The sequence below is a fragment of the Ancylomarina sp. genome, assembly GCF_041555295.1.
Lineage (GTDB): Bacteria > Bacteroidota > Bacteroidia > Bacteroidales > Marinifilaceae > Ancylomarina.
In genome coordinates this window covers 1-1,734 of sequence record NZ_JBFFKR010000462.1, presented here as the reverse complement: position 1 = coordinate 1,734, position 1,734 = coordinate 1, and the positions used below count along the sequence as shown (strand labels likewise).

The 1,734-nt window shown below is 36.3% G+C and carries 1 protein-coding gene and 1 pseudogene; one reads left to right on the top strand and one right to left on the bottom strand.

What is annotated here, in order from left to right; all coding sequences use genetic code 11:
* A pseudogene (locus tag ABY905_RS17105) lies at positions 1-1,285 on the top strand (phosphate permease); the annotation flags it as partial.
* A gap of 80 nt (positions 1,286-1,365) precedes the next feature.
* Here the strand turns inward: ABY905_RS17105 and ABY905_RS17100 are convergent.
* Positions 1,366-1,734 (bottom strand): Sir2 family NAD-dependent protein deacetylase (locus tag ABY905_RS17100; protein WP_372646082.1); only part of this gene is annotated, 369 nt, incomplete at its 5' end.

The window sequence follows — 1,734 nt, the reverse complement described above, 5'->3', positions numbered from 1 at the left end:
TATGACAGTTACACTCTGGTTCTCAAAGAAAGCAAGAACAGTTACTGAGACTGAATTGAGTTTAAGTAGTCAAAATGAAGGCGATGAGCGTTTTGGATCTTCTTATTTTGGTCGATTAATAGTACGTCGTTCATTATCAGCTAACAATCGTTTAAGAAGCATTTTACCTGAAAGCATACAAAGAAGTATAAATAGAAGTTTTGAAAAAACATCGGTTGATGCTAGTATTGACAAGAAAGATATACCAGCCTTTGATATGATTAGAGCATCTGTTAATCTTACTGTTGCCAGTATTTTGATTGCAATTGGTACATCTTTAAAATTACCTCTTTCTACTACCTACGTTACCTTTATGGTTGCCATGGGTACTTCATTGTCCGATAGAGCCTGGGGGCGTGATAGTGCTGTTTATCGTATTACCGGTGTGATTACAGTAATTGGGGGTTGGTTCTTTACTGCGTTTAGTGCTTTTACTGCTGCCTTTATATTTGCAAACTTAATAAACTGGTTTGGTGGTTATGCAATATTCGGATTATTAGCCCTTGCAATATTCTTTGTCGTTCGTTCACATAGAGCTCATAAGCGTAAAAATGAGACTAATGATTCTGAAGATAATGATTCATTAATTATAAAAGGTGATGCCGCTGAGCAGTGTACACATGCTGTTTCGACTTTAACCGCTAAAATTCCTGCTATTTTTGGTAAAATGATTACTGGCTTGGCTTACGAAGACAGGACTAACCTTAAGGAATGTTCAAAGAAGGTAAATAAGTTGAATGCCGAAGTAAAGAAAATCAAAAATCAGGTGCCTGATATGGTTAAGCTACTTCGAGAAGATAGTGTTTATTCGGGAGCATTCTACGTTCAGTTAATCGATTACCTTCGTGAGATGGCTCATGCTACAAGTTTTATTGTGGAACCTGTTTATGAATATATCGATAATAATCACAAAGCTTTAGAGGCTGAACAAATTGAAGAATTGAATGTTATTCAAGCTAAATTGTCTCAGTTCTTTACGCACATCAACACGATTATTAATGAAAGGGATTATGAGTCAGTAAATATTGACTCCGTACTTGAAGAACAAGAAGGCTTATTGAAATCAATTAAGAAGTTCAGAAAGGAACAAATCAAGAGAATTAAGGCAGAGAAGGTTGGAACAAGAAATTCTGTTCTATTCTTAGGCGTCTTAAATGAGACTAAGAATCTGGCATTGTATGCAGGGAATCTTTTGAAGTCTGCTCGTGATTTTGCCACTTCAAATGAAGACGAGGATCTGGATTAATTCTTTGAATGAAATAAAAACTTCGTTGCAATAAAATAAAGGGATCTGTTCAATAGTTTGAACAGATCCCTTTTTATGACTTAGTCTGATACTAATATTTCAAAAAGTTTTCTTACACCAACACTTGCTTTCGATTTTATGAATGTGCGATTCCCATAGGATGACATATTGACTTCATTGGGATCTATAATATAGATTGGGCAATGAGAGGGTGCGTAATCAATTAAACCAGCAGCAGGGTACACATTCATTGATGTACCAACAATGACTAGAATATCAGCCCTTGAAACGATATCTGACGCCTCTACTATGGCTGGTACGGCTTCGCCAAACCAAACGATATGCGGTCTTAAGCGAGATCCTTTTTCACACTTACTTTCTGCTGTCAGTTCCCAGGTATCTAATTCGTAAATAAGGTTTGGATCTACTGTACTTCTGGCTTTTTTGAG